The 22,256-nt window shown below is 60.9% G+C and carries 23 protein-coding genes and 2 tRNA genes; 6 read left to right on the top strand and 19 right to left on the bottom strand.

The features are described 5' to 3' along the window. The first annotated feature begins 4 nt into the window (after nucleotides 1–4). A complete protein-coding gene (locus tag ACP15O_RS10870; RefSeq protein WP_425096121.1) occupies nucleotides 5–967 on the top strand; it encodes an acetyl-CoA carboxylase carboxyltransferase subunit alpha in 963 nt (320 codons plus the stop codon). Here ACP15O_RS10870 and ACP15O_RS10865 read toward each other — a convergent pair. The 3 genes from ACP15O_RS10865 to ACP15O_RS10855 are packed head-to-tail and all read right to left on the bottom strand — an operon-like array spanning nucleotide 964 to nucleotide 2,940. Further along, the gene (locus ACP15O_RS10865; RefSeq protein WP_425096120.1) at nucleotides 964–1,530 is read right to left on the bottom strand and encodes a hypothetical protein; all 567 of its coding nucleotides are present in this window, start codon (nucleotides 1,528–1,530) and stop codon (nucleotides 964–966) included. The genes ACP15O_RS10870 and ACP15O_RS10865 overlap by 4 nt on opposite strands. A 40-nt stretch (nucleotides 1,531–1,570) precedes the next feature. Then, nucleotides 1,571–2,218: a GntR family transcriptional regulator gene (locus tag ACP15O_RS10860; protein ID WP_425096288.1), complete on the bottom strand. Its 648-nt coding sequence runs from the start codon at nucleotides 2,216–2,218 to the stop codon at nucleotides 1,571–1,573. Nucleotides 2,219–2,253: 35 nt separating this feature from the next. After that, nucleotides 2,254–2,940, bottom strand: coding sequence for a M48 family metallopeptidase (locus ACP15O_RS10855; RefSeq protein ID WP_425096119.1), 687 nt, complete (start codon nucleotides 2,938–2,940; stop codon nucleotides 2,254–2,256). A gap of 117 nt (nucleotides 2,941–3,057) precedes the next feature. On the opposite strand from ACP15O_RS10855, the gene ACP15O_RS10850 reads away from it, so the two are divergent. From ACP15O_RS10850 to ACP15O_RS10840, 3 genes are all read left to right on the top strand, one after another. Continuing rightward, nucleotides 3,058–3,381 (top strand): TIGR02300 family protein, encoded by a 324-nt coding sequence (locus ACP15O_RS10850; protein WP_425096118.1) that lies wholly within the window; start codon nucleotides 3,058–3,060, stop codon nucleotides 3,379–3,381. A gap of 102 nt (nucleotides 3,382–3,483) precedes the next feature. After that, nucleotides 3,484–3,559, top strand: a tRNA-Ala gene (locus ACP15O_RS10845). 153 nt (nucleotides 3,560–3,712) lie between these two features. Then, entirely contained in the window at nucleotides 3,713–4,423 is a 711-nt protein-coding gene (locus tag ACP15O_RS10840) for an enoyl-CoA hydratase-related protein (RefSeq protein ID WP_425096117.1), read from the top strand. Here the strand turns inward: ACP15O_RS10840 and ACP15O_RS10835 are convergent. The 11 genes from ACP15O_RS10835 to ACP15O_RS10785 form a co-directional block, all read right to left on the bottom strand. Further along, nucleotides 4,420–5,628: a 3-hydroxyacyl-CoA dehydrogenase family protein gene (locus ACP15O_RS10835; protein WP_425096116.1), complete on the bottom strand. Its 1,209-nt coding sequence runs from the start codon at nucleotides 5,626–5,628 to the stop codon at nucleotides 4,420–4,422. The two genes, ACP15O_RS10840 and ACP15O_RS10835, sit on opposite strands and share 4 nt — an antisense overlap. A 13-nt stretch (nucleotides 5,629–5,641) precedes the next feature. Next, nucleotides 5,642–6,559, bottom strand: a complete 918-nt coding sequence (locus ACP15O_RS10830) for a helix-turn-helix transcriptional regulator (RefSeq protein ID WP_425096115.1) — start codon at nucleotides 6,557–6,559, stop codon at nucleotides 5,642–5,644. 114 nt (nucleotides 6,560–6,673) lie between these two features. Further along, nucleotides 6,674–7,114 (bottom strand): acyl-CoA thioesterase, encoded by a 441-nt coding sequence (locus ACP15O_RS10825; RefSeq protein ID WP_425096114.1) that lies wholly within the window; start codon nucleotides 7,112–7,114, stop codon nucleotides 6,674–6,676. A gap of 2 nt (nucleotides 7,115–7,116) precedes the next feature. Beyond that, on the bottom strand, nucleotides 7,117–8,304 hold the full coding sequence (gene boxA, locus ACP15O_RS10820) for a benzoyl-CoA 2,3-epoxidase subunit BoxA (RefSeq protein ID WP_425096112.1): 1,188 nt from the start codon (nucleotides 8,302–8,304) through the stop codon (nucleotides 7,117–7,119). Between the two features lie 53 nt (nucleotides 8,305–8,357). After that, complete coding sequence (locus tag ACP15O_RS10815; RefSeq protein ID WP_425096111.1) at nucleotides 8,358–8,522, bottom strand: hypothetical protein; 165 nt, start codon at nucleotides 8,520–8,522, stop codon at nucleotides 8,358–8,360. 64 nt (nucleotides 8,523–8,586) lie between these two features. Next, nucleotides 8,587–10,038: a benzoyl-CoA 2,3-epoxidase subunit BoxB gene (gene boxB, locus ACP15O_RS10810; protein ID WP_425096110.1), complete on the bottom strand. Its 1,452-nt coding sequence runs from the start codon at nucleotides 10,036–10,038 to the stop codon at nucleotides 8,587–8,589. A 36-nt stretch (nucleotides 10,039–10,074) separates the two neighbouring features. After that, nucleotides 10,075–11,730: a 2,3-epoxybenzoyl-CoA dihydrolase gene (boxC, locus tag ACP15O_RS10805; RefSeq protein ID WP_425096109.1), complete on the bottom strand. Its 1,656-nt coding sequence runs from the start codon at nucleotides 11,728–11,730 to the stop codon at nucleotides 10,075–10,077. A 148-nt stretch (nucleotides 11,731–11,878) separates the two neighbouring features. Then, nucleotides 11,879–12,340: a DUF309 domain-containing protein gene (locus tag ACP15O_RS10800; RefSeq protein WP_425096108.1), complete on the bottom strand. Its 462-nt coding sequence runs from the start codon at nucleotides 12,338–12,340 to the stop codon at nucleotides 11,879–11,881. Continuing rightward, the gene (locus ACP15O_RS10795; RefSeq protein ID WP_425096107.1) at nucleotides 12,341–13,156 is read right to left on the bottom strand and encodes an alpha/beta fold hydrolase; all 816 of its coding nucleotides are present in this window, start codon (nucleotides 13,154–13,156) and stop codon (nucleotides 12,341–12,343) included. Beyond that, nucleotides 13,156–14,697 carry a benzoate-CoA ligase family protein gene (locus ACP15O_RS10790; RefSeq protein ID WP_425096106.1) on the bottom strand — a complete coding sequence of 514 codons (1,542 nt, stop codon included), beginning with the start codon at nucleotides 14,695–14,697 and terminating at the stop codon, nucleotides 13,156–13,158. Before ACP15O_RS10790 ends, ACP15O_RS10795 begins: the two co-directional genes overlap by 1 nt. Nucleotides 14,698–14,943: 246 nt before the next feature. Next, nucleotides 14,944–15,978, bottom strand: coding sequence for a TRAP transporter substrate-binding protein (locus ACP15O_RS10785; protein WP_425096105.1), 1,035 nt, complete (start codon nucleotides 15,976–15,978; stop codon nucleotides 14,944–14,946). 419 nt (nucleotides 15,979–16,397) lie between these two features. Between ACP15O_RS10785 and ACP15O_RS10780 the strand changes: the two genes are divergently transcribed. Beyond that, entirely contained in the window at nucleotides 16,398–17,396 is a 999-nt protein-coding gene (locus ACP15O_RS10780) for a response regulator (protein ID WP_425096104.1), read from the top strand. Between the two features lie 2 nt (nucleotides 17,397–17,398). Then, a complete protein-coding gene (locus ACP15O_RS10775; protein ID WP_425096103.1) occupies nucleotides 17,399–17,770 on the top strand; it encodes an Hpt domain-containing protein in 372 nt (123 codons plus the stop codon). Nucleotides 17,771–17,773: 3 nt separating this feature from the next. Here ACP15O_RS10775 and ACP15O_RS10770 read toward each other — a convergent pair whose 3' ends face one another. The 5 genes from ACP15O_RS10770 to ACP15O_RS10750 form a co-directional block, all read right to left on the bottom strand. Further along, nucleotides 17,774–18,157, bottom strand: a complete 384-nt coding sequence (locus ACP15O_RS10770) for a response regulator (RefSeq protein WP_425096102.1) — start codon at nucleotides 18,155–18,157, stop codon at nucleotides 17,774–17,776. 87 nt (nucleotides 18,158–18,244) lie between these two features. Further along, nucleotides 18,245–19,588: a sensor histidine kinase gene (locus ACP15O_RS10765; protein ID WP_425096101.1), complete on the bottom strand. Its 1,344-nt coding sequence runs from the start codon at nucleotides 19,586–19,588 to the stop codon at nucleotides 18,245–18,247. 351 nt (nucleotides 19,589–19,939) lie between these two features. Next, nucleotides 19,940–20,016, bottom strand: a tRNA-Pro gene (locus tag ACP15O_RS10760). Nucleotides 20,017–20,140: 124 nt separating this feature from the next. Continuing rightward, nucleotides 20,141–21,247: a 3-isopropylmalate dehydrogenase gene (leuB, locus tag ACP15O_RS10755; RefSeq protein ID WP_425096100.1), complete on the bottom strand. Its 1,107-nt coding sequence runs from the start codon at nucleotides 21,245–21,247 to the stop codon at nucleotides 20,141–20,143. 58 nt (nucleotides 21,248–21,305) lie between these two features. Beyond that, complete coding sequence (locus ACP15O_RS10750; RefSeq protein ID WP_425096099.1) at nucleotides 21,306–22,199, bottom strand: LysR family transcriptional regulator; 894 nt, start codon at nucleotides 22,197–22,199, stop codon at nucleotides 21,306–21,308. Between the last annotated feature and the right edge of the window lie 57 nt (nucleotides 22,200–22,256).

The following is a 22,256-nucleotide window of genomic DNA, read 5'->3' as shown; positions in this document are numbered from 1 at the left end:
ATGCATGACCAACTACCTCGACTTTGAACGCCCGCTGGCAGAAATCGAAGGCAAGGCCGAAGAGCTGCGGGCCATGGCCCGCCAGAACGAGGAAATGGACATCGAGGACCAGGCCGCCGCGCTGGACAAAAAAGCCGACGAGCTGCTGCGGGATCTGTACAAGAACCTGACCCCCTGGCGCAAATGTCAGGTGGCCCGTCACCCCGAACGTCCGCATTGCAAGGACTATATCGACGCGCTGTTCACCGAATACACTCCCCTGGCCGGGGACCGGAACTTTGCCGACGATCACGCCGTCATGGGCGGGCTGGCCCGGTTCGAGGACACCCCCGTCATGGTGATCGGCCATGAAAAGGGCAATGACACCAAATCCCGGATCGAACGGAATTTCGGCATGGCCCGCCCCGAGGGCTATCGCAAGGCCGTCCGCCTGATGGAGATGGCCGATAAATTCGGCCTGCCGGTGATCACCCTGGTGGACACTGCCGGGGCCTATCCGGGCAAGGGCGCAGAAGAGCGCGGCCAATCCGAGGCCATCGCCCGCAGCACCGAAAAATGCCTGCAAATCGGCGTGCCTCTGGTCAGCGTGATCATTGGCGAGGGCGGCTCGGGTGGGGCTGTGGCCTTTGCCACGGCGAACCGCGTGGCGATGCTGGAACATTCGGTTTATTCCGTGATCTCGCCCGAAGGCTGCGCCTCGATCCTGTGGAAAGACGCCGACAAAATGCGCGAAGCCGCCGAGGCCCTGCGCCTGACTGCGCAGGATCTGAAAAACCTGGGCGTCTGCGATCGCATCATCCCCGAACCCATGGGTGGCGCGCATCGCGATCGCCCCCGGATCATTGCCGATGTGGGCAAGCAGATCGCGCAGATGCTGGCCGAGCTGAACGGAAAATCCGGCAAGAAACTGATTGCGGATCGCCGCACCAAATTCCTGGAACTGGGCAAGAAGGGCCTGGCGGCCTAACTGTGGATGATCGCCTCGATCCCCAACGAGGCGATCAGACGGTAGTAGCCAAACAGCACCGCGACAAAGAACACGATCAGGATCAGTTCGTGTTTGAAGTGATGCGCGTGGAAAAACGCGCGGTCGCGGTGGTGCAGCACATCCATCAGCTCGTCTCCGAAACGGATGGACAGGAAAGTCCCGGCCACAGACAGCACAACGATCCCCCAATAGGGCCAGGGCGTCAGGACAATCTGGTGCAGCAGCCGCGTCAGCAGCGTCGTCTCATAATACTGCGGCGCCCAGAACAGCACTGCGGCGTTCAGCCCGATGGCGATGGCCCAGACGGCCAGCTCGGACAGGACCATGCGAATGCCAAACAGCAGGCGAAGCGGGAAATCCAGCAGGAACCCGGCATCGGCAACGGGCGTGCACAGGACGAAAAAGCTCCAGGTCAGGCCAGCCGCGATGCCCCCGGTTGCGAAATCGTATTTCAGCCCCAGATACAGGAAATACCCCACCAGCAAAGCGCAGAGCGCGGCGAATTTCAAAATGACTTGGGTCTTGGGATGCGAGTCGGTCATGTCGCTGATCTTGCGCCGTTTTTGCCGGGACGCAAGGGGCCTAGCTGGCCAGCATCTTCAAACCCTGCGTGACATCCGAGCGCACCGCCAGGCGCAGCCCCGGTTCGTCCCCGGCCTTCAATGCGGCGATGATCAGCCGGTGGTATTGCGGCGGCTCTTTGCGGCGCAGACGGCCGTACAACGCGCGCATCGTCGGCCCCAGTTGCAGCCACACCGTTTCCGCCATGGCCAGCATCGCAGGGGCCTGCGCCCGCAGATAAAGTGTCCGGTGAAATTCCAGATTCGTGCGGATATAGCCGACAGCATCCTGATTGGTGACCATCTCGGACACGGTGTTGTTGATGCTTTGTAGCCGGTCGATCAGCGCCATATGCGCCCGCGGCAGGGCGCGGCTGGCCAGTTCGACCTCTAGCAAGGCGCGCAGAACCGCCAGTTCCTCGATCCGTTCATTGCTTAGCTCTGGGGTGGACACCCGCCCCGAGCTGGACATCTGCAACGCCCCCTCGGCCACCAGCCGGTTCACCGCCTCGCGCGCAGGAGTCATCGACACGTCGAATTCGCGGCCCACCCCGCGCAGGGTCAGCGCCTCCCCCGGAGCGATCTCTCCATGCAGAATCCGGCCGCGCAAACCGCGATACACGCGTTCATGCGCCGATGTATTCGGATCTGGGCGGGTCGAAACGAGCATAGCCACTTGTGATCACAAATCGGGGTGCCGTCAATCTAGAACCGATAGCGATGCAAATAACTGCCCTGATCGCGCAGCCATTTTCGCGCGGTCTCATGCGGGCCATGAATGCGCGCCACCGTGTCCCAGAAGGCCTGCGAGTGGTTCATCTCCGCCAGATGGGCCACCTCATGCGCGGCGACATAAGACAGGATTTCGGGCGGAGCCATGATCAACCGCCACGAATACATCAGCCGCCCCTGCGACGAACACGATCCCCAGCGCGACCGCGTATCGCGAATCGTCAGACCTGTGTAATCGCGCCCCAAACGCGCCGCAAAATGATCCGAGGCCGCCGCCAGCCGATCACGCGCCAGCTCGCGCAGCCAGCCCTGCACACGCGGGGCGGCGCGCTCGGCCTGACCCGGCAGGCCCAGGCGGTCCTCTTGCAGCACGACCCGCCGCCCCGGCACCATTTCCAGCCGCCGCATTTGCCCCTCGACCGGGATTTCCACGCCGGGGGCAACCGGGATCAGATCGGGCTGCCGGCCCAGGTGGCCGCGAATCCAGTCAGCCTTTTCATGCGCGAATTCCAGCGCCTCGGCCTCCTGCACACCATGGGGCAGCGTCATCACCACACGCCCGTCCAGCCCCGACACGCGCAAAGATATCCGCCGCGCCCGCGCGGATCTGCGCAAATGCACCGAAATCGGGGGGTTGCCGGGCAGGACATGATGTCCCATATCGCCTCCTGTCTGCGAATCCTGTTGTAAGCCGCGAAAGCCTTTGACACACAGGGCCTGTTATGGCAGTTGGCGCGGATCGTCGACAAGACCACATGGATCAAGAGGGGATTACCCATGCCTAAGGAAGAATGGGGCACCAAACGCGTCTGCCCAACCACCGGCAAGCGGTTTTATGACCTGAACAAAAACCCGATCGTCAGCCCCTATACCGGCGAGATCGTTGAAACCGACTCGACCAAGAGCCGCATGATCGCCGCAGATGCCGAAGATGCGGCCACCAAGAAAATGCGCGAAGCCGAATCCGACAGCGAAGCCGATGTTCTGGACGACGACGTCGATGTCGAGCTGGACGACGATCTGCTGGATGATGAAGACGATGATAACGTCTCGCTGGACGAGCTGGCAGACGTTGCATCCGACGACAACGACGACTCGTAATCGCGCCATCATAAAAAGTTTCCAGGGGCGGAATTTTCCGCTTGATCCCGCCCCCGGCTTCCCATAGATAGCGGCGCACGGGCCAAGATGGCCCACAGGTTTGGGGCCTTAGCTCAGCTGGGAGAGCGCCTGCATGGCATGCAGGAGGTCAGCGGTTCGATCCCGCTAGGCTCCACCAAATCCTCTATAAAATTGTCGTTTAACCTGCCCTAGGGCAGAAGACCCGCGCCCCGTGCAACAGGTCTCTGAGCCGGGAAATCCCACGCATCGACAGCGCGTTTGACAGACGCTGCCCAAAACGATTTCCTGCGTCAAAAGCCGGAGATCGCCCATGCAACGCTTTGAAACGATACGCTACGATCTGAAGGATCGGGTCGCCGTTATTACGCTGAACCGACCCGAGGTTTTGAATGCCTTGTCGCGCCGGATGCGCAGCGAACTGGCGGCGGCCATACGGCAGGGGCACGCGGATCCGGACTGCCGCGCCATCGTGCTTACGGGCGCAGGCCAGCGCGCTTTTTGCGTTGGTATGGACATGAAAGCGCCCCCCGCCCCCGCAGGCACCCCCGCGCCCGATTGCCCCATGCAGGCGCTGGCGGCCTGTGACTGCCCTGTCATCGCGGCGATCAACGGTTTTGCCATCACCGGCGGGCTGGAGCTGGCACTGGGGTGCGATCTGATTCTGGCTGCGGACACCGCCAGCTTTACCGACACCCACGCACGGATCGGCGCTCTGCCCGGCTGGGGGCTGTCGCAACGGCTGTCGCGCCGGATCGGGCTGCCCCGCGCCCAGCAGATGCACCTGACCGCCGCACGTATTGACGCACAGACAGCTCTGAACTGGGGCCTGGCCCAGCAAGTGACTCCTCTGCCCGATCTGCTGCCTGCCGCGACCTCTCTGGCCCAAGAGATGGCCCAGCACGATCCGGCAATCATCGCCGAGCTGAAGCGGCTGGCCCGTCAGGGCCATGAAATGCCGCTACAGGACGCCCTAACGCTGGAGGCACAGGCCGCAGCCGCATGGAGAGACCGGCCAGCCTAGCCCTCTGCCGCGAAACAGGGGGCCGGGCGCCACATTGCAGGGTCTTCTTGTTGTAAAACGCGCAGCGCCCGCAGAATGTTCTGTGCGCCCAACTGATCGGCAAATGTCGCGATGCCCCCGCAATCTGCCGGAACCCCCAGAACCCGCACGCTGATCAGATCCAGATCTGCGGGGGCGACACCGTTTTCGACCATCCAGCCTGCCTCGTTCATCAGCGCCAGCAGAATCCGCAGCCTCAGAGTGTCTGCGTCAAATACACGGGTAGCGACGCCGGCAAAATACGCCTCTTCACGGCACAGATCCTCGACCAGCGGATCAATCACTTTGCCGCCCCCCCCAGGATAGCGATACCAGCCGACGCCCGCCTTTTTGCCCAGACGCCCCTCTTGCACCGCGCGGTCGGCGATCAGGCTGTAGCGCCGCGCCGGATCGGGCTGGCGGCGCTGTCGCAGCGCATAGGCCACATCGGTGCCGATCAGATCCTGCGCCTCATAGGGGCCCATGGCAAATCCGAACAGCTCCAGCGCCTCGTCGATGTCCCAGGGTGTTGCGCCCTCCAGCAGCAACAGGTCGGCCACATCCAGCATGTGCATTTGCAGCCGCTGCGACACGAACCCCAATGCCGGAGCCCTGAGCACGCAACGCCCCAGCCGCGCCGCCAGAGCATTGGCCGATGCAACCGCGTATTCCGTGGCCTCGTCCGCCCCCGCCAGTTCCAAAATCCCCGCCCCGTGATTGGCCCCCAGCAGGCGCGCAGGATGGGTGGTTTGCGCACGCAGCGCAGACAGATCCGCCCCCGCCAGATTAACCATAAACAAGTCCGCCTGCGGTGCCTTGGCGGTGATCTTCTGCAACAGCGCGGCCTTTTCATCCAAAGGTCCGGCCCCACAATCGACGATGACCGCGCATTCCGTCAGATCGTCCAGCCGGGCGGTCAGGCGGACATTCTTGGGGATGCGCCCTTGCATGTTGCGGGTCAGGAAGAACGTGGCGCGCTCCAGGCTGGCGGCGTCCTCTTCCAGGAAAACGGCGTCCAGCCCGCTCTGCGCCACCTGAACGGCCAGCCCCAGGCCCGCAGCCCCGCCGACCACACCGATTTTTCCGGACAGTTCCAGCGCCCCGGCAGGCCGCCCAAGCCCCGCCACATGCGCCCGGTTCCGCGCACGCGTCACATCGTCCAAATCAGAGATCAGAGGGATTTTCACGCGGTCCCGCCCGTCATCCCAGGAACTTGTTGTCCTTTATCAGCGCCAGCAGCTCGGCCAAGGACTGATCCAGCGCCTTGCCCGACGTGTCCAGACTGACCTGCGCCTTTTCATACAGCGCCTCGCGGCTGGTCAGGATCGCCTTCAGCTCTTTCATCGCTTCGGGATTGTCGGCCATCGGGCGAGTGTCGCCCTGCGCCTGAACGCGCTCCATATGTTCCAGGGGCGAGGCCTTGACCCAAATGGTATGGAAGCGATTCAACAGCGTCGTATAGGTGTCCGGCGCGGCCACGATCCCGCCCGCAACGGCCAGGATCATCGTGTCATGCGTCTGCACCACGCGGGTGACGGCCTGCGCCTCTAGCTTACGGTATCCTTCCTGACCATAAAGCGCCATGACCTCATTCACGGGCATTCCGGATTGTTCTTCGATTTCGCGGTTCAGCTCGACAAAGGGGATATTCAGCGCCTGCCCGGCCCGCTGGCCCAGCGTGGATTTCCCAGCGCCGCGCAGACCGATCAGACAAATCCGCTGCGCCCGCATTTCCTGCGCGCTTTCGGGGCGCAGCAGGTGCATCACCCGCTGGCGCGTTTCCGTGTTGGCCGAGCGGTACAGATCCGACACATGCAGCGCCTCGGAATTCCAGGGGTCGTCCTCGGTCATCAGCCATTCGATACGGTGATCCAATGCGATGGCCACCCGCTGCAACAGCCCGATCGAGATATTACCCTCTCCGGCCTCAAGCTGCGCCAGATAACGCGGAGAGACCCCCGAGATTTCAGACAGAACCCGGCGCGGGATGCCCTTGCGTTCCCGCGCTTTGCGAACCCGCTCTCCTACGCGGGTGATCAGGGTGCGAACCTCGTCCTCGCCCAAAGAGCGGGATTCACTGGGGGTAGATTCCCCCCGGAAGTTCGTAATTTCACCCATATTGCCCTTGCCTTATGCGGAATAGCGCAAAAAGCCCAAAATCTATGCACTATAGTTCACACGATAGCGCGTATTCCGGACCTTGTGCAAATTATTTCGACAAGCCGCAAGGGGTTACACCGTTGTCACGTCCACCAGCAGCGGCGTCACAATGTCAACGATCTCGGCCGGGGGCTTCTGTTTGCGAAATTCCGAGGCCACGGTAAAGACGCACACGAACTTGCCGGTAAAGCACACCACATCGTCCTGGCGGGCAATCACCCGAAACGCGATCGAGGTCTCGCCCAGCTTTACCGGATCCACCTGGCACATCAGCCGATGGCGCGGCGTGACCGGCGCAGAGAAGTCCAAACTCATGTGCACGAAAGGCGTGCCGACATCGCGGTCCAGTTCCATCTGGAACCAGCCATCTCCGCCCAGGTGCGTTTCCCACCAGGCGTTGATGGCATCCAGCGCGAACCACGGCAGCCGCGCGGTATAAGCGATCCTGGCCGGATCGCAATCGCCCCAGGTGACGCGGATTTCATGGACAAAATGAGGGGATTTCTCAGGCATGTTCAGTATGTCTCAACGTGGTATCTGCCTTCTTCGCGCATCGTGTCACGCAGGGCAACCCACTGTGTCCCGATGCTTTCCGCAATATTGGTAAAGGCCTTCTCCACGCCTTCCTCCATCCCGCGCAATCCACAGATGTAGATATGCGTATTTGGATCGGACAGCATCTCGGCGACGGCATCCTCTTCGGCGGCAAGGCGATCCTGAACGTATTCCTTGGGCTGGTCCGGCAGCCGGCTGAAAACCATATGAGTTTTCAGCAAAGCGTCAGAAACTTTCTTTAATGGGCCAAAGTACGGCAGGGAATCCGGGGATCGTGCACCAAAGAACATGGTCATGCCGCCCGATTTGCTGCCTACCGTGCGCTGCCGGCGCATGGTAAACGCCCGCATCGGCGCCGAGCCCGTGCCAGTACAGATCATCAACAGACGCGCCTGCGGATCGTCGGGCATCAGGAAGGTCGCGCCAAACGGGCCGGTCACATTCACCTTATCGCCCGACTTCAGGTCGCAGACGTAATTCGAACACAGCCCCTTATCCTCGCGCTTCACGGTCAGGGATACGTTGCCAAAATTCGGGCGCTCTCCGTCGCGGGGGCTGGACACCGAATACAGCCGCGGCAGATGCGGGTTTCCGCCTGCGTCCTGGCCCGGCGGCAGGATGCCGATGCTTTGTCCTTCAAGCACGGGGAACGTGTCGTCGAAGCTGAGAATGATATGGCGGATGTCGCTGTCCGAGCCCTGCTCGGTCAGCCGGTAATTGCCCTGCACGGTGGCCACAATGGGATTGGCCAGATTGTACATATTCACCGTAGGCTTGGCCGCCGATTTGGGTGCGGTGGCTTTGCCGCCTGCTCCGGCATGAGCCTCGGCCAGCAGGGCGGCCATGCTTTCGTCCAGCGCCTCGATGCCGCCAGCGGCTTCGTTCTGAGTGATTTCCTGCTGCGCGGGCAGCTCCATCCAGCCGAATTGTTCGTCCACCGAATAGGGCGCGTTCACCACGCGCCATTCGTCAATCGAGCCCGTCGGACAGACCGGAATACAGGACATGCAGTAATCGCATTTATCCGCGTCAACGACGACGTTGTTGTCATCATGAACGATGGCTTCGACCGGGCAGGTCATCTCGCATGTGTAGCAGCGGATGCAAATCTCTGGGTCGATCAGATGTTGTTTGATCGGCTTGTTCATAGGCTTGGCTTCCAAGTTCGCGCGGTTGGAGTTTCAGGGCTGCCGGGACAGAATCACGAGCGTTTCAGGACCACTTCGGGAAAGGTCATGACTTCGATCAGGGCCTGGCACAGCCCCTGGCAATTGGTGCATCCCACACAATTTCCGCCCAGTTCGGACACAGCGATCCCCACCTCTGAGGTCTTGGGGGCCTTGGCGATTTGACGGTCTACTCCCATTTTCTCCTCCCTTTGCAACAAGTCACAGGCCGGGGCGGGTGCATCGCCCCGGCCGCTTTTTCGATTACGCCATGTGGAGTTTGACGTATTCGAAATCACCGGGTTTGTTGTCGATCCCCACCTTGGGCGGGCTGATCCAGCTGGCGTATTTGCCGGGCTCGTAGATCGGCGTCATCAGCGACTGGATGAAATCGCCATCCGCATGGGTCGGCAGCCAGTCGTTGACCTTGGCATCGTATTCGGCACCCGACAGCAGGTTCCCTTCGGGGTCAAAGTTGTGGCCCGCGAAGACGCCGATCTGCCGGTGGAAGCTCTCATGCGGGAGCTTCATTTCGAACTCGATCCCCGCCTTTTCGATGATCTTGTTCCAGCGGCCCACGCCACCTGCGGCATCGCGGCTATAGTCATCGCGCAGGCGCATGTTGATTGCGGTCAGGGCGGGCACCTCTTTCTGAACGACTTTGCCATCCTCCAGATCCCACACGGTGTAGGTGTCGTTGGTCAGCTTGTGATCGTCGTCGATGCGGTTCTCCATGTAGCGGCCCTTGACCCCCGCATTGAAGGCATTCGCCGCGTTGGTAGACACTTCCTGGCCGAACAGATCCAGGCTGAGCGTGTAATGCAGGTTCAGCTTTTTCTGGATGGTCGGCAGGTCGATAACCCCCAGATCGCGGATCTTGTTGATGTCATAGGGATCGGTGATACCGTTTTCGTTCATCACTTCGCAGGTGCGCTGAATGGTGCGGCCCACGCCGGTTTCACCCACGAACATGTGGTGGGCTTCCTCGGTCAGCATGAAACGGCAGGTGCGCGACAGCGGGTCAAAGCCCGACTGCGCCAGCGATTCCAGCTGCATTTTACCGTCACGGTCGGTGAAATAGGTGAACATGAAGAAGGACAGCCAGTCCGGAGTTTCCTCGTTAAAGGCGCCCAGCATACGGGGGGCCTCTTCGGATCCGGACGAGCGGCGCAGCAGGTCATCGGCCTCTTCCCGGCCATCCTTGCCGAAGTATTTCTGCAACAGATAGACCATCGCCCACAGGTGGCGGCCTTCCTCGACGTTCACCTGGAACAGGTTGCGCATGTCATACAGCGACGGCGCGGTCAGACCCAGGAACCGCTGCTGTTCAACCGAGGCCGGCTCGGTATCGCCCTGAATGACGATCAGGCGCTTCAGCATATTGCGATATTCGCCGGGAACCTCTTGCCACGCGGGCTCGCCTGCGTGTTCACCGCACGGGATGCGGCGGTCTTCGACCTGCGGAGCCAGCAGAACACCCCAGCGGTATTCGGGCATTTTCACATAGTCGAACTTAGCCCAGCCCTTGGGGTCCACCGACACGGCGGTCCGCAGGTACACCAGCGACTGCTGAAAATTGTCGGGGATCAGGTCAGACCACCAGTTGATATAGCCGGGGTGCCATTTTTCCAGCGCCTTCAGAACGCGTTTATCCGAGCTAAGCCCCACGTTGTTGGGGATCTGCGTGTCATAGCTGACATTGATAAGATCAAGCATTTCTCTCTCCCTTTCGGGGACGACAAGGTCGCCCTTTTACACTCGTTGCATGTTGTATTCGCCGCGCACGCCAGTGCCGTAGCGCTGCAATGCGCCATCCGCGCCCACCGCATTCGGCCGTTGGAAAATCCAGTTCTGCCAGGCGGTCAGCCGGCCGAAGATGCGGGTTTCCATGGTTTCCGGCCCGGCAAAGCGCAGGTTTGCCTCCATTCCGGTCATCGCATCGGGGCTGAAGCTGGCGCGTTCCTCCATGAAAATGCGGATTTCATCATCCCAGTCGATGTCATCCAGAATATAGGTGACCAGACCCAGAGCATCGGCCTCTTCGGCCTCGATTTCCGCGCCGATCCGGGTTTTCAGCGTCTCGACGGCCTCAGGAGCGCCCAGGAAACGCGTGTCCAGGCGGCTAAGGTCATTGCCCATCGGATAGGTGCCAAAGTTGCTGTTTGACAGTACGATCTTGGCCATCGGGCGATTGTCGCCTTCGAACTCGTCTTCCATCATATAGGTCCGGTCCACGGCGAACAGCAGCTCGGCCAGCACCCCCACGAAACACGAGCCATGCTCGACCAGAGCCACCAGCGAACGCGAGGTCACATCAATCCGTTTCAGGACACGTTTCCAATATTGGATGATCTCATTGGCCAGCCAGTGATCGGCATTGTCCAGCAGCAGGGCTTCGTTCGCCAGCACGGCCTGAGCATCGCCCTGGGTGCGGATGGTCCACAGGCCCAGCTCTTTTTCATTGTTGCGCAGGTGCAGGATCGCATCGTCCAGCTCGCGCGCCAGGCGCAGCAGATAGGACTGATCGCCCAGGGCGACCAGCGCGTCAATCGAGCCAGGCGCGCCACCATCCGGACCATTCAGCGTGATGGTCACCTTACGGCCCGCGCGGTCCAGCTCGACCTCGACCAGAGAGTAGCTGATCGCATCCTCGGAAATACTGCGCTGAATCGGGTTCAGCGCGATGCCCTGAGTGGCCTTGGTGGGCGCAGCCCCCGCGAATTCACGGGCCCGTTCGTCAACCACCGCATCGAATTTCGAGTTCGGAACGACTTCGTCCACCAGACGCCAATCCTGAGCGCGCTTGCCGCGCACGCCTTCCTCCATCGCGCAGAACACATCGGCCAGATCGCGGCGGACCTTGCGTTTGTCCGTCACGCGGGTCAGGCCGCCAGTGCCGGGCAGAACCGCCAGCAGAGGCACCTCGGGCAGCGCCACCGCGCTGGAGCTGTCGTCCGTCAGAATGATGTGGTTGCAGGCCAGAGCCAGTTCGTATCCGCCCCCCGCGCACGAACCCTTGACGGCCGCGACGTATTTCTGACCCGAGTCCGCCTCGGCGGCCTCAAACGTGTTGCGGGTCTCGTTGGTGAACTTACAGAAGTTGACCTTGTGCGCGTGTTCGGCACCGCCCAGCATGCGGATGTTGGCCCCGGCGCAGAACACTTTGTCCTTGGCCGACTTCATCACCACAACCTTGACCTCGGGGTGCTCAAAGCGCATGCGCTGCACCACGTCGGCCAGTTCAATATCGACGCCCAGATCATACGAGTTCAGCTTCAGCTGATAGCCGTCAAACAGCCCCCCGTTTTCGTCAACGTCCATATAGAGGTTGGCAACTTCACCGTCATATTCCACCTTCCAGTGGCGGTACTGTGACGGGTCCGTCTGAAAGTCGATCACTTTGGTCATCGTCGCGTCTCCTGAATCTTCTCGTTGAATGCACTATAGTTCCGCATAGGTGTCTTTGAAAGGAATTTATGCGCTATAGTGACAAATTTTTGGGCTCACATTCGCAGATTCTGCACCGAACCACCCACTTCCAGCGCAGCTTTTTGCATTATTTTGCATTTTCTTGCCAATTCGGCATATCACGGTGCGCCTGATTCTCTAGCGCCTGCACCGTCTCTTGCAGGTCGGACAGGCTCTGCCCCATGACCCGAGCCACCCGGATGGAATTCAGATGAGCGCGCGTTTTCTCGCAGATGCGCAGAACCGCCTGCGGGCGCCCCATCTCGCGCTTCAGGCAGGCATTGGCCAACTGTATCAAGGCCTGCACCAACTCGCGCTCATCCGAGCCCGGCGCAAGCGCCACCCAGACCGGCTCCAGCACCTCGTGGGCCTCCCAGAAAAAGCCCTCCTCTAAATAAGAAAGGCCCGCAATCCATGCGGGCGTTTCCATCAGACGTTCCGGAATGCCATCCGCCCCCACGCTCTTGCGCAGCGCCTCGAACAGGCTCTCTGGATGACGCGGCGTGCGACCGGGCACATAGGCGTAATCGGGGTAAATCAGAGCCGGCATTCAGACCCCCTCGGGCACGGCCGCCTCGATCCGCCACAGGCGCGCGGTAAACTCGGCCACCGCCGCCAGAACCCGGTCCGGCTGATCCAAATGCGGAGAATGCCCGCAGCCTTCCAGAACGGATACCTCGACCGGCGCATAGGACCGCGTGGCGATCTCATCTATCTGCGCAAGGGTGCCGTATTCGTCCTGCCGCCCCTGAATGGCCAGGGACGGAATCCGCAGATAATCCGTCACATCGCCGACATTCCAGGCCTTGAAGTCCGGATGCAGCCAGGAATCGTTCCAACCGCGAAAGGCATTTTCAACATCCCGGTGATACCTGGCCAGACGCGGCTTTAGATCACCGGAATCATAGGCCTCTTTTGCCTTTGCAATCGCGGCCAGCCCCATGGGTTCGGTGAAATAATGCGGCGCCATGACGATCAGGCCGCGCACCCGCGCATCCTCGACCGAGCCGCAATAGATGCTGGCAATCGTCGCCCCGTCCGAATGCCCCATCAGCAGCCCCGAGCGAAACCCGATCGCCCCAAGCACCTGAGGCAAAACCCGCACGGCCTCATCCGTCATATAATCGAGGGACCAGGGCAGAGGCTTGCCGTCCGATTGCCCATAGCCCGCGCGCGAATAGGCCAGAACCCCCATGCCCGTTGCCTCGGCCAGGCGCTGCGGGAAATCCCGCCACAGCGCAACGCAGCCCAGCCCCTCGTGCAGCAGAACGATGGTCGGAGCCCGATCAGGCGCGGGGCCCCAGCAAGCATATTCCAAACGCGTATCCCCAGCGGTCAAAAACCCGCCCCCTGCCGCCCAGTCCATCACGCGCCCTCGCGCAGCTTAAAGCGCTGAATCTTACCCGTCGCGGTTTTGGGCAGATCCTGCACGATTTCCACCCAGCGGGGGTATTTCCACTTGCCGATCTTCTGCTTGACGAACTCTTTCAGGTCTTCCAGCGCGCTGGCATCCTGCCCCTCCTTCAGCACAACATAGGCTTTGGGCTTTTCCAGCCCCTCCTCGTCATGCCAGGCGACAACCGCGGCCTCCAGCACACCGGGGTAGGCGACAAGCGCCTGCTCGATCTCGAACGGAGACACCCAGATACCGGACACTTTGAACATATCGTCGGTACGCCCACAGTAGACAAAGCGCCCATCGGCCGTGCGTTCGTATTTATCGCCCGTGCGCGTCCAATGCCCTTCGAACGTGGCTCGGGACTTGCCGCGATTGTTCCAATACCCATCCGCAGCCGACGGGCCGCGCACCAGCAATTCGCCCACACCGCCCGAGCCGACCTCTTGGTCGTCCTCATCCACCAGCCGCACATCATACCCCGGCACCGGCGTCCCCGAAGTGCCATAGACAACATCCCCCGCGCGGTTCGACAGAAAGATATGCAGCATCTCGGTCGAGCCCACACCATCCAGAATATCCACGCCCCACTGCGCCTTCCACTTCTTGCCAATCTCTTCGGGCAGGGCTTCGCCAGCAGAGATACAAGCCCGCAGCTGGACCTCGGGCAGGGGTTTTCCGTCCTCCCAGTGATGCACCATCGCAGCGTAAAGCGTTGGCACACCGCAGAAAACGCTGGGCTTCAGGCGATTCAGAATATCGCCCACCGTTTCCGGCGTGGGCCGCCCCGAGAACAGGATCGTCGTCGCGCCAACCGACATTGGAAACGTCATCCCATTGCCCAGACCATAGGCAAAGAACAGTTTCGCAACCGAATAGACAACATCCCCGGCCTGAACGCCCAACACCTGCGCGCCATAGGTCTGCGCCGTCGCGCACAGGCTGCCATGGACGTGCTTGACCCCTTTAGGCTGCCCGGTAGACCCCGAAGAATAGAGCCAGAACGCAATCTCATCCTCGGACGTTTCAACCGTTGGCGCGGGCTGGGCGCCAGCCAGGAAATCGGCATAGGTTTGCGCGCCCGTCGGGGCCTCATCGGCAATCACCACCACGCGGCGCAAGAAGGGGTTTTCCTCAAGGATCGGCGCGACAACGGGGTACAGCGCCTCGGACACAAACAAGGCCGTCGCCCGACTGTCCCGCAGGATCACGTCATAAACACTGTCAGACAGCAGGGTATTGAGCGGAATCGGCACCACTCCTGCCTTGAGCGCCCCCCAAAACAGGATCGGCAGCTCGATCTGATCCAGCACCAACAGAGCGACGCGCTCTTCCCGGTGAATGCCCGCACGCTCAAGAGCCGTGACCACGCAGGACGTCTGCCGAGCCAGATCGGCATAGGTCAGGCTGCGCTGCGACCCATCGGCCTCTTGGAACGCGGTTTTCGTGCCGCGCCCCTCGTCTAGATGTCGATCCACGAAATAGTTGGCGGCGTTTTTGCAATCCGACATGCGGTTCCTCCCATTGCGCTGCGAGGGCACCCGCACCCTCGCCACCCCATGAACGCGCACCCAGAGCGTCGGGCCCTCCTCCCGCTCGCTAAGGGAATCAATATGTCGCGCACTCATGCTCCTTGGGTCTCATAGTGCATTATTTCGCATCTTTTGCAACAGCATCATGCGCAATAGTGCATTTTAACGCACAAAAAAGGGGTCGTAGCGCGATGCACCACGACCCCTTCCACGGGAGCGTCCCGATCACTCAGTATATTTGGCGATCAGAGCGCGGGCTTCGTCGATCAGAGCCTGACCGTCGATTCCTTTCTTGTTCATATCGGCGACCCATTCGTCGTAAATGGGCTGCGCCAGGGCGCGCCATTCTTCGGTGGCCGCTTCATCCAGCGTGATGATGTTGTTCCCCAGGGCAACGGCCTTGGCACGCGCCGGACCGTCCGAATCCTCTTGGGTGCCCCCGGCAAAGACCGAGAATTCCTCGCCCGAGTTGGCGTCAATCACCGCTTTCAGGTCATCGGGCAGGCTTTCGTACTTGTCCTTGTTCATGGCCAGCACGAAGGTCAGCGTATACAGCGCCGAGCCGGAAAATTCAGTGTGGTTGCCCACCAGTTCAGGCACTTTCAGCGCCGAGGTGACCTCCCACGGGATGGTGGTGCCGTCGATCACACCCTTGGACAGCCCTTCGGCCACGGCAGGCACGGGCATCCCAACCGGCGTGGCACCCAGCTTGGTCAGCAAAGAGTTCACCGAACGCGAGCCGCCGCGGATTTTCATCCCCTCCAGATCCGCAGGCGTGTTCACCGGATCCTTGGTATGGATCATCCCCGGCCCATGCACCCATGCGCCCAGGATATGCACATGCGAGAATTCGCCGTCCTTCATATGGGTTTCGAACATCTGCCAATACGCGCGCGAGGTGGCGCGGGCGTCCGTCATCATAAAGGGCAGCTCGAACACCTCGGTCGAGGGGTAGCGCCCCGGCGTATAGCCCACAACGGTCCAGACAATATCGGCAACGCCGTCGATCGCCTGGTCCATCAGCTCTGGCGGCTTGCCACCCAGCTGCATCGAGGGGTAGCGCTCGACTTTGATCCGGCCGTTCGAGTCAGCCTCGACCTTATCGGCCCAGACATCCAACACCAGCTTGGGCACATTGGCCTGAGCCGGCAGGAATTGGTGCAACTTCAGCGTCACCTCTTGCGCCAGCGCCGGTGCAGCGGTCAGCGCCGCGATAGCCACGCCGCTTAGCGCGCCCAGAATGGTTCTGCGGTTCGTCATGTATCTCCTCCCAATCGCCATTTAGGCATTATAATGCCCAAGACTAGGCACATGATGCACCATATTGCTAGAAAAATCTGCATTCCCCCGAAAAATCCTGTCAAATTCACGAAATCCATGGGGATGAGGCGCATCGGTGCCAGTCGTCCTAAGCGTGACAACCGCGACTCAGCCCCCTCGATTCGGGCAGGGGCGTTTAGATATTGGGCGAAAATGCGGCAGGTCGACCCCAGGACTATCCCCCACCCCGAAACAATGCGCCCGCCACAAATACAACCGTTTCCGCAGGCCCGAAAATCGCGCCGCAACCTATCACTGTATTGCCGCCTGCCCTGCCCAAATTCGCCACATTTTGAATCAAACATGACCTTAAGCGTAAAGCCTGCGATCCCGCTTGCAGGAAGATTTGGGTGATAGAGATGAAGATACTCGCCGTTGATGACGACCCGATGGTTCTGGACCTGCTAAAGGGCTCTTTGCCCCCGGCCGGATACCCCGATGTCACCACCGCCAACTCGGCAGCGGAAGCGATGGAGATTGTCCAGAATGCCGATCGCCCGTTTGACTGTTTTCTTCTGGATATCCAGATGCCGCAAATGTCCGGAATCGAGCTGTGCGACTGGATCCGCTACATCCCCGATTATGCGGACGTGCCGATCCTGATGGTCACCGCGATGTCGGATAAGGTGTTCATCAATCAGGCCTTTGCCGCCGGCGCTTCGGATTATGTGACCAAACCGTTCGATCCGCTGGAGCTGACCACCCGGATGCGCGTGGCCGAACGCCTGAATCAGAAAAGCCAGGACGCCCGCCACAACGGAGAAATGGTGCAGGCGCTGCTGAATGACAATTTCCGCGGGCCCAAGTTCAACTTTGACACGCCCTTCACCATCCGCGACGTGGCCGGGGTGATCGACCGCGTGGCGCTGGAAAACTTTCTGCTGCAACTGGGCCGTGGCGGCATGTTCGCCACCAATGTCTTTGCCTTCCAGATCGTGAATGCGCGCACCCTGTATGACAGCTGCTCGCCCGAGGAATATTTCTATACGATCACCGACGTGGCCGAGGCGATCTCGGACAGCCTGACCTATGGCGAAAGCTTTGTCGCCCATGCCGGGCGCGGCGCGTTCGTCTGCGTGTGCCATGGCAGCGATCAGATTGATGCCGACGAACTGCTGATGAATGTTCAGCAAGCCATCGACAAAATGGAGCTGGTCTATGACGACTGGCGCGAAATGGATGTTCAGGTATCGGTCAGCCCGGCCCAACGGATGGGCCTGCGCTCGGGACGTGCGGCAATCGAGGCCCTGGATAGCGCCATCGACAAAGCCCGCCGCGCGGCCTCGGAAGCCGTGCATACCAGCGAATTTGCCGGCTGGAAACGTGACCTGATCAAAGCCTTCGCCTGGGCGGGCTGATCATGGTTGCCGAAGCGATGCAAGCCGCACGCGAAGCGGCACATGCCGAAATGTTCGCTGCCAAGCTGGCCGAGATGCGCCCGCGCTTTGCCGCTGCACTGACAGAACGTCTGGACCATATGGAGGCGCTGCGCGACAGCCCCACCCTGCAAAGCGCGCCAGCGGATGCGATGGAGATTTTCCGTCACTACGCGCATAAAACCGCTGGCATGGCGGCCACGATGGGGTTTCCGGAACTGGGCGAGCTGTGCTTTGCCGCCGAGGTCGCCCTAACCCGCCAGACCCAAAAGCAAGCCAGCCTGGAAGAAGCACTGGAAGCCGTGGACGATATGCTGGGCGAAATGGCCCTGATCGTACACGACCCTCAGGGCTGACGCTTAGCCCAGCCCATCCCAGATTTCACGGATTTCCTGCGCCAGTTTCATGGCATCAAAGGGTTTCGTGATCACGGCATTCGCCCCCTTCGACAGCAGCTCAGCGTGTTCCCAATCCTGCGCCCGCGCGGTCATGAAAATCGCCGGGATCGCGGCCAGACCGGGCAAGGCCCGCAGCGCATTCAGCGTCTCAACCCCGTCCATGTCCGGCATCGACATGTCCAGCAGAAACAGATCGGGCATTACCTCGGACACCCGCGCCAGCGCCTCGGTGCCGCTTGCGCATTGCACCACGGGCAATCCGCCAATCGTTTCCAATGCGATCAGCGCGATCTCCCGAATGTCCGGATCGTCTTCGACGTGAAGAATTTTGGGAAGGACTGTCATGACGTCCCCCTTTGCCGCGTTTCGTTTCTGCCCGTCACCTGCCAGAAACACGCACACCAAAGGGAAAATGCCCCGGATACGCGCCGGTCAGGCGGCGGCCTCACTCTCTTGGACCAGCTTGGGAAGCTCAAAGAAGAAGGCTGTTCCCTCTCCTAATGTGGTTTCAAAGCCGATACTGCCGCTATGCGCCTCGACGATGCGTTTGGCAATACTCAACCCTAGGCCCGTGCTTGCGACCTTACGTTGCACCTGGGGGCCCTGTAAATAAGGCTCAAAGACATCGTGGCGATTGGCCTCGGGAATTCCGGGGCCGGAATCGACCACCGAAACGCGCAGATCGGTACCGGCATCCTCGATGCTGATCAGCACCTCCTGGTCCGGGCTGGAGAATTTGATCGCGTTGGACAGCAGATTGGCCATCACCTGCATCAGCCGGGCGCGATCGGCCTGAACGACTGAATCATTGACCTTCTGCACCACGCGCACAGACACATCGAACTGACGCGCATAGCCCAGGATGTCCTGCGCGGCCTCGCGGGCCAGATCCCCCAAATCCAGCCGGTCCAGATCGCAGCGCAGCTTACCGGCGTCCATCTTTTCCAGATCCAGAATATCGTTCGTCAGACGCAGCAAACGATCCACATTGCGCTGCGCGACCCCCAGCGTGGCCGCAGCGCCCCCCGACAGCTCGCCCATTTTACCCGAGGCAATCAGCTCGACCGCCCCCTTGATCGAGGTCAGCGGCGTGCGCATTTCATGGCTAAGCGTGGCCACATAATCCGCCTGGGCCTGCGCCTCTTCGGCGCGCGCGGACAGATCGCGCAGGATGGCCATGAAATACTCGTCCTCGCCATCCTCGCGGATCAGTTTAAGCGTCAGTTCCGTGGGCACATCGGCCGCCATCAGTTCAAAGACGATCGAATCCAGGCTGCTACGGCGCAGGTTCCGCGCGGCCTCAAGAATGACCTGGCGGTTCTTCTGCGGCAAAATTTCAGGAAAACGAGGCCTTTTGGACAGCTTCGCCATGGCCGCCCGTTTCTCGGCCTTGGCATTCATGAACGACACTTCGAAACTGTCCGGATCGAAGACGTACACCTCGTCCAGCAGCGCGGTAAAGGCACCTTGCAGCAGCTTGGTGGATTGCGGCGCCGTCGGCCTGGGGTTTTCCTGCGCAACCGGCGCAGGCCCCGCCAACATGCGCACCGTATTGCGCAAACGCCCCAGACCCGTGGGCCGCTTCGGATCGGCTGCGGACTTGGGCCCCGCATCTGGATGCACAAACGAGCGCGGCTGCACGAAAGCACGCACCGAGAAAATGGCAACGAACAGAAGCAAAAGACCGTTTGCAGGTGTGATATTGATCGGCAAGGTCGAGGAGGCGCTCACCATCCCATACAGTTTTTCAACACTCAAACTCTCTACAAACGCCATTTGTTACGTCCCTTCGTGATCGGGCCTTCACCCCATCAGCACATGAATCAAACCCGATTTTTAACGGTGCCAAACTGCCGCCCGAGATTGTCTCTTTTTGGGTTCGAAATCGGCTATTTTATGGCAAAGGCATCGAAAATTATGCCTAATCGCGTCAAACATGCCTGATTGGTTAATGTTTAAGTATTATGATTTATTAACAGACTATTAACGCCCCCAAAGCGCCCCGAATGCTGCCCGTCCGGGGCCTGGATGCCTGCCCGTCAGAATGCGGCAGACATGTGTCAGCAATGCCATCAAAGCCCCCACAAATTCGGGGGGCGACAGCCAAGCATCGTCTGAATGTGAAAATGGTCGGAGTGAGAGGATTCGAACCTCCGGCCCCTGCCTCCCGAAGACAGTGCTCTACCAGGCTGAGCTACACTCCGACTGGCGCGCGTGGTACGCTGTTCCGGGCCTATTGGCAAGCCCCCCGGTCAAGATTTTCGACAAACCCGCAAAATGCAAAAGCCCGGCGCTGGCCGGGCTTTTCAGACGTTTCAGGAACCTGGATTACAGGCTGGCGTCCAGCGCGCCGATGATCGCATCGCCCATTTCGCTGGTGCTGATCGGAGTGCCGCCCTCGGGGCCCAGCAAATCGCCGGTGCGCGCACCCTGGGCCAGAACGGTTTCGATCGCGGCTTCCAGGCGGTCGGCCTCGGCGCCTTGGTCGTACGAGTAGCGCAGCGCCATCGCGAAGGACAGGATACAGGCGATCGGGTTGGCCTTGCCCTGACCGGCAATATCGGGGGCCGAGCCATGCACGGGTTCGTACATCGCCTTGGGGCGGCCGTTCGCCATCGGCGCGCCCAGCGACGCGGATGGCAGCATCCCCAGCGAGCCAGTCAGCATCGCGGCCGCATCGGACAGCAGATCACCGAACAGGTTATCGGTGACGATCACGTCGAATTGCTTGGGCCAGCGGCACAGCTGCATCGCACCGGCGTCGGCATACATGTGTGACAGTTCCACGTCGGGGTATTCGGCCTGGTGCACCTCGGTGACGACGTCGCGCCACAGGATGCCCGATTCCATCACGTTGGCCTTCTCCATCGAGCAGACCTTGTTGCCGCGCTTGCGGGCCAGTTCGAATGCCGAACGGGCGACACGGGCAATTTCCGATTCCGTGTAGCGCTGGGTGTTGATGCCCACACGCTCGTTGCCCTCTTCAATGATGCCGCGCGGCTCGCCAAAATAGATGCCCGAGGTCAGCTCGCGTACGATCATGATGTCCAGACCGGCCACCACATCCTTTTTCAGCGACGAGAAATCAGCCAGCGCGTCAAAGCACTGCGCCGGGCGCAGGTTCGAGTACAGATCCATTTCCTTGCGCAGACGCAGCAGGCCGCGCTCGGGCTTCACGCTGAAATCCAGATTGTCGTATTTGGGGCCACCCACGGCGCCCAGCAGAACGGCGTCAACCGACTGGGCCAGTTCCATGGTTTCGTCGGTCAACGGCGTGCCATGCGCATCATAGCTGGCGCCCCCCACCAGCCCCTCTTGGACGTCGATGGTCAGGTCACGCTTGGCGCCGAACCAGTCGATCACCTTGCGCACTTCGGCCATGACTTCGGGGCCGATGCCGTCACCCGGCAGAATAAGAAGCGAGGGGTTGGTCATTGTTGCTGTCCTTCGTAGAAATCCGTTGGACTTCGCCTATCTCTTGCGGGCCGAAGGGTCAAGAAACGAAGGGCAAAAGCCCCTTTTCCAAGGCATCCCAGACCACCGAAACACGCGGAGTGCGCCGCGTGGCCTGCGGGGCGGCCAGCCAGACGGGCAGCGCGGGGATCGGCAGGCCCAGATCCAGCGGCTCGACCTCGGGGGCGTTGTCGATCAGAACCTTCTGGCTGAAACCGATCCCACAGCCCGCGCGCAGCAGTTCCCAATAGGCGTTCTGATCATCGCACCGGATCGTAAACCAATCGCGCGTGGCAGCGATGCCCAACGCGTGCATCCCATGCAGGATCAGCGGGCTCTGATCATAGCCCAGCAGCGTGTGCCGGTTCAGATCGTCCAGATGGCGCGGGCGTCCGTGGCGTTCCAGATAAGACCTGGCCGCGCAAACGCTGATCTGGATGTCCCCCAGATGCAAGGCCACAATATCCAGTTGCTCAGGCCGGTACATGCGCACGGCCACGTCTGCCTCGCGGAACAGCAGGTTTTCGGTGTCATCCGTGGCAATCAGATCAATGCCGATCATGGGATAATCCTGCCGAAGCTGCGCGATGATAGGCGGCAACAGATGCTGCGAGACAATCTCGGATGCCGTCACACGCACCCTGCCCGGCAAATCGCTTTCACGTCCCGCGACGGTCAATTCGATCTGCTTCATCGCCGCGCGCATCTGCCGGGCCGCGGCCAGAATGGCCCGCCCTTCGTCCGTCAGATCCAGCCCCCGCGCATGGCGCGCAAACAGGGTGCTGTCCAGGTTTTGCTCAAGCTGGCGGATCTGACGCCCCAAGGTCGGCTGGCTTTGCCCCGTCAAACGCGCCGCCGCCGACAGAGAGCCCCCTTCGGCCACCGCCAGAAAGGATTGCATCAGGGACCAGTCGGGATCGGTCTTCACAGCCATTCAATATTGAATACCTAACCGTCACTTTTCCGCAATACCCATTCATCATCGTCATAT

The sequence above is a fragment of the Youngimonas ophiurae (nom. illeg.) genome, assembly GCF_049803795.1.
Lineage (GTDB): Bacteria > Pseudomonadota > Alphaproteobacteria > Rhodobacterales > Rhodobacteraceae > Thalassobius.
The sequence above is the reverse complement of the archived record's forward strand: the minus strand, read 5'-3'. Positions and strand labels throughout refer to the sequence as shown.

Coding starts and splice junctions, on each gene's coding strand:
- ACP15O_RS10855 (WP_425096119.1), bottom strand. CDS start 2,940: ATGGGACATCATGTCCTGCCCGGCAACCCCCCGATTTCGGTGCATTTG.
- ACP15O_RS10775 (WP_425096103.1), top strand. CDS start 17,399: ATGGTTGCCGAAGCGATGCAAGCCGCACGCGAAGCGGCACATGCCGAA.
- boxC (WP_425096109.1), bottom strand. CDS start 11,730: ATGACCAAAGTGATCGACTTTCAGACGGACCCGTCACAGTACCGCCAC.
- ACP15O_RS10815 (WP_425096111.1), bottom strand. CDS start 8,522: ATGGGAGTAGACCGTCAAATCGCCAAGGCCCCCAAGACCTCAGAGGTG.
- boxB (WP_425096110.1), bottom strand. CDS start 10,038: ATGCTTGATCTTATCAATGTCAGCTATGACACGCAGATCCCCAACAAC.
- boxA (WP_425096112.1), bottom strand. CDS start 8,304: ATGAACAAGCCGATCAAACAACATCTGATCGACCCAGAGATTTGCATC.
- ACP15O_RS10825 (WP_425096114.1), bottom strand. CDS start 7,114: ATGCCTGAGAAATCCCCTCATTTTGTCCATGAAATCCGCGTCACCTGG.
- ACP15O_RS10780 (WP_425096104.1), top strand. CDS start 16,398: ATGAAGATACTCGCCGTTGATGACGACCCGATGGTTCTGGACCTGCTA.
- ACP15O_RS10860 (WP_425096288.1), bottom strand. CDS start 2,218: ATGCTCGTTTCGACCCGCCCAGATCCGAATACATCGGCGCATGAACGC.
- ACP15O_RS10850 (WP_425096118.1), top strand. CDS start 3,058: ATGCCTAAGGAAGAATGGGGCACCAAACGCGTCTGCCCAACCACCGGC.
- ACP15O_RS10800 (WP_425096108.1), bottom strand. CDS start 12,340: ATGCCGGCTCTGATTTACCCCGATTACGCCTATGTGCCCGGTCGCACG.
- leuB (WP_425096100.1), bottom strand. CDS start 21,247: ATGACCAACCCCTCGCTTCTTATTCTGCCGGGTGACGGCATCGGCCCC.
- ACP15O_RS10870 (WP_425096121.1), top strand. CDS start 5: ATGACCAACTACCTCGACTTTGAACGCCCGCTGGCAGAAATCGAAGGC.
- ACP15O_RS10840 (WP_425096117.1), top strand. CDS start 3,713: ATGCAACGCTTTGAAACGATACGCTACGATCTGAAGGATCGGGTCGCC.
- ACP15O_RS10795 (WP_425096107.1), bottom strand. CDS start 13,156: ATGGACTGGGCGGCAGGGGGCGGGTTTTTGACCGCTGGGGATACGCGT.
- ACP15O_RS10750 (WP_425096099.1), bottom strand. CDS start 22,199: ATGGCTGTGAAGACCGATCCCGACTGGTCCCTGATGCAATCCTTTCTG.
- ACP15O_RS10865 (WP_425096120.1), bottom strand. CDS start 1,530: ATGACCGACTCGCATCCCAAGACCCAAGTCATTTTGAAATTCGCCGCG.
- ACP15O_RS10770 (WP_425096102.1), bottom strand. CDS start 18,157: ATGACAGTCCTTCCCAAAATTCTTCACGTCGAAGACGATCCGGACATT.
- ACP15O_RS10830 (WP_425096115.1), bottom strand. CDS start 6,559: ATGGGTGAAATTACGAACTTCCGGGGGGAATCTACCCCCAGTGAATCC.
- ACP15O_RS10785 (WP_425096105.1), bottom strand. CDS start 15,978: ATGACGAACCGCAGAACCATTCTGGGCGCGCTAAGCGGCGTGGCTATC.
- ACP15O_RS10790 (WP_425096106.1), bottom strand. CDS start 14,697: ATGTCGGATTGCAAAAACGCCGCCAACTATTTCGTGGATCGACATCTA.
- ACP15O_RS10765 (WP_425096101.1), bottom strand. CDS start 19,588: ATGGCGTTTGTAGAGAGTTTGAGTGTTGAAAAACTGTATGGGATGGTG.